The following is a 1454-nucleotide window of genomic DNA, read 5'->3' as shown; positions in this document are numbered from 1 at the left end:
CTTGTCCACGGCGCGTAACACGTCCTCTTCGTTATGTTGCAGAACCAATGAGAGGATGTCGACCATTTCCCTGTCACCCCCCTCCTTGCGCAACATGCGTTCCTGCAGCCGTTGGAAGGCTTCCGGCATCTCGGTGAAGGGCGCGCCATTGCGAAGGGCGCCAGGTTTGCGCTGAATGACAGCAAGATAGTGCCGCCAGTCATAAACAACCTTGCCTGATTTTCGACAGGACCGATCAATGAGCCGTGCATGTTCACAAACTGTTTGCCCTTCGGCCACAACGACCAGTCGGTCAGGGTAGACATGCAGGCTGACACGGCGGTTCGCAAAGCTGGCGGGTACGCTATACCTGTTGCGTTCGAATGTGATCAGGCATGTGGGAGACACCCGCTTGCTATGTTCGATAAATCCATCGAAGGCCGGCGGCAGAGCCATCAGCATTGGCTTCTCAGCTTTCCACACATCGGCGAGAGACCCCGGCAAGGCTTTGTGCGGCGTCTCCGCCCAAAGGGCAATGCACCGATCTTCTAGCCATTGGTTCAGTTCAGCCAGTTCTGCAAAGACGGGCATGACCTGCCAAAGCCGATTGCGCGCGTCCTGGACGTTCTTCTCGACCTGGCCTTTCTCCCAACCTGAAGCCGGATTGCAGAACTCAGGCTCAAAGACGTAGTGGCTAGCCATCGCCTTGAAACGGACGTTGATGTCCCGCTGCTTGCCTTTGCCGACGCGATCAACCGCTGTCTTCATATTGTCATAGATCCCTCGGCCAGGAACGCCGCCAAACACGCGGAACGCGTGCCAATGGGCGTCAAACAGCATCTCGTGCGTTTGCAGCAGGTAAGCCCGGACCAGAAACGCCCGACTGTGTGATAACTTGATATGCGCGACCTGAAGCTTCAGTCGCTCGCCGCCAATATTGGCCCAGTCTTCACTCCAATCAAACTGGAAAGCTTCGCCGGGTTGGAAGATCAGAGGCACAAATGTGCCGCGTCCTGTCGTCTGTTCCGCCCGCTGCCGGTCCGCACGCCACGCACGGACAAAGGCCGCCACACGTTCATAGGAGCCATCATACCCTAACTGCACCAGATCCACGTGCATCTGTTTGACGGTTCGACGCTCCTTGCGCGATTTGCGCGTCTGGGCCACAAGCCAAGAAGACAAACGGTCCGCATACGGATCAAGTTTGGTTGGTCGCGGCGGGGTTTTGAACTTCGGCTCAACAATGCCCTCGCGCAGATACTTCTTCACCGTGTTGCGAGATAAACCCGTGCGACGGGAAATCTCTCTGATTGGCATTTTGTCACGCAATGCCCAGCGTCGAATGACACTCAAAAATCCCATGTCGATCACTCCATATCCCCCGAGCCAAAAACGTCGGGGCAGTGTGTTCACATGGGTCAGTTCTCAGTGACAATTTATGGGGCCACCGGGTCAGTTCTCAGTGAAAATCAACA

1 protein-coding gene is annotated in these 1454 nt (G+C 56.1%); it reads right to left on the bottom strand.

The features are described 5' to 3' along the window. Positions 1 to 1341, bottom strand: a 1341-nt coding sequence (gene istA / locus F0155_RS23080) for an IS21 family transposase (RefSeq protein WP_150526915.1), incomplete at its 3' end; no start/stop codon positions are given. Between the last annotated feature and the right edge of the window lie 113 nt (positions 1342 to 1454).

Source organism: Roseibium sediminis, assembly GCF_008711325.1.
Lineage (GTDB): Bacteria > Pseudomonadota > Alphaproteobacteria > Rhizobiales > Stappiaceae > Roseibium > Roseibium sediminis.
This window is presented reverse-complemented; position numbering and strand designations above follow the sequence as displayed.